Origin of the sequence: Thalassolituus maritimus, from assembly GCF_900156675.1 — a bacterium.
Taxonomy (GTDB): Bacteria; Pseudomonadota; Gammaproteobacteria; order Pseudomonadales; family Oceanobacteraceae; genus Thalassolituus; species Thalassolituus maritimus.
Window position 1 is genome coordinate 1 of sequence record NZ_FTOH01000026.1, and the last position, 1899, is coordinate 1899.

Annotated in this window: 2 protein-coding genes; both read right to left on the minus strand. The window is 45.8% G+C overall.

Features of this window, described 5'->3' with window-relative positions; all coding sequences use genetic code 11:
- Positions 1 to 116 precede the first annotated feature (116 nt).
- Positions 117 to 908 carry an HNH endonuclease gene (locus BW941_RS17555; RefSeq protein ID WP_076518270.1) on the minus strand — a complete coding sequence of 264 codons (792 nt, stop codon included), beginning with the start codon at positions 906 to 908 and terminating at the stop codon, positions 117 to 119.
- 40 nt (positions 909 to 948) lie between these two features.
- Positions 949 to 1860, minus strand: coding sequence for an IS3 family transposase (locus tag BW941_RS17560; RefSeq protein ID WP_281251192.1), 912 nt, complete (start codon positions 1858 to 1860; stop codon positions 949 to 951).
- Positions 1861 to 1899: the final 39 nt, after the last annotated feature.

The following is a 1899-nucleotide window of genomic DNA, read 5'->3' on the forward strand; positions in this document are numbered from 1 at the left end:
TTCGAATACTGCCAGGTCTTTCTTGGCTGATTATATTTTGGCATTGGACACCTCGTCAGTTTGACTTTGGTGTCCGTTTTATCGGGGCAAGATCATGGTCCCTCTGGCTGGCCTTGTTAGCTGCTCGCATTTTTCCCACTGTAGAGAGGACTCTCATCATTATTTTCCTTAAGCCACATTTCGTATCCTTCAATGTCAGGGCCACCTACATTAATTGTCATTTCTACGCCAAATAGGGCTAAAACGAAATACAACTCTCCCTGCGAAGTATGAAGGAAATCATATTCATGGACTAGCTGACCTTTTTCGCCATGAATCTCTTTATCTTCATTTGCGTCGTATATACGCCTAGAGTAGATAGGCCATTCTTTTGGCTGGCCATAACGAGCATGATTTCTTATAGGGTCAAATTGTTCTTCGTCAACAATGTACTCAACTCCACCTTCGTGGCCGAGTACTCGTTGTGCTAACGCTTCTGTTGCTACTTTAGCGATAAATCTAGATGTTTCGCTAACAGTAGGTTTCTCAAAGCCCATGGGTAAGTACAGTTGTGAAGAACCGCCGCTCTTTACGAGTTCAAATTGCTCCGTATCAAGCTCTATATTCGTAACCACATCCTCGCCATCAAGAACTCGATGTGCTCTTATTGGGGACGATGACCCAGAAATAATACCCTTTATCGGTGGAATTCTACCCTTCTTACTCGGGATAGCCTGATGAAAACGCAATGCTTCCATATCTGGAGAGCACAAAAAGGGCTTTTCAACTTTCCTTGAAAAATAATTATTGCATTTGTCACAAACAACTCCGGCAGGGAGTATTTGCTTAGTATTCCATAAGCTTTCTGGAATGATATGTTCAACACTCTTTGATTCTGTCGAATCCTTTTTACAGAAAATGCACTTCATATTTTTTCAGTGATCCTACCCACGAAAAGTAGACACCGTTTCAGGCACACTTCTCGTGATATTCCTGTTCATACTCTGCCGGGCTTTTATAGCCTATCGCAGAGTGCCTTCGTACTCGGTTATAAAACAGTTCGATATATTCAAATACGAGTGAGTACGCTTCCTGCTTTGTCGTCGGTTGGTCTGCATATACGGATTCAACCTTGAGCCTTGAGAAGAATGATTCCATGGCAGCGTTGTCCCAGCAGTTTCCCTTTCTACTCATACTAGGGCGTATGCCTTTGCTGAGCAACCTGTGCTGATATTCACCTGATCTATACTGCACTCCGCGGTCGGAGTGCAGTATCAGACCTGGTTTCACCTGCCGTGAGTCATACGCCATCTGGAAGGCGTCTATGATCAGTTGATTGGTCATGGTGGAGTCCAGTGACCATCCGATGATCTTTCTCGAGTACAGATCCATCACGACGGCCAGATAGGCAAAACCCTTATCCAGTGGGATATACGTAATATCCGACACCCACTTTTCATCCGGCCGCTCCGCTGTGAAGTCTCTGCGTAAGAGGTTATCACTGACATGGTTCCTGGCCTGAATGTTTGGGAAGAACTTATACCCTTTACCGTTGCGGGCCCTCAGGCTGCTTTGAGCCATTAATTTAGCCACATAGTTCACACTGCACGGGATACCCGACTCATTCAATTCAACGGCCAGTCTAGGCGCTCCGTAGCGGTGTTTGAAACGCTCAAAGGTCGTAGCGATAACCTTCTCAAGGCTCTGCTGTCGTTTCTCGCTCTCAGACGTACCACGGCTCAACCACTTGTAGTACCCAGCACGGCTAACAGCAAGCCACCGGCACATCTTTAGAATCGAATACTCTCCGGCTAAAGAACGGATGTAGGCGTACCTCACCACTTTTCTTTGCTGAAGTACGCGGTGGCCTTTTTTAGGAATTCGTTCTCTTCTTTGAGATCAGAGATTTGACGCTTGAGC

What these genes read in the sequence shown, in the direction of transcription:
- BW941_RS17555 (WP_076518270.1), bottom strand. Translation starts at nt 908, where the DNA reads ATGAAGTGCATTTTCTGTAAAAAGGATTCGACAGAATCAAAGAGTGTT.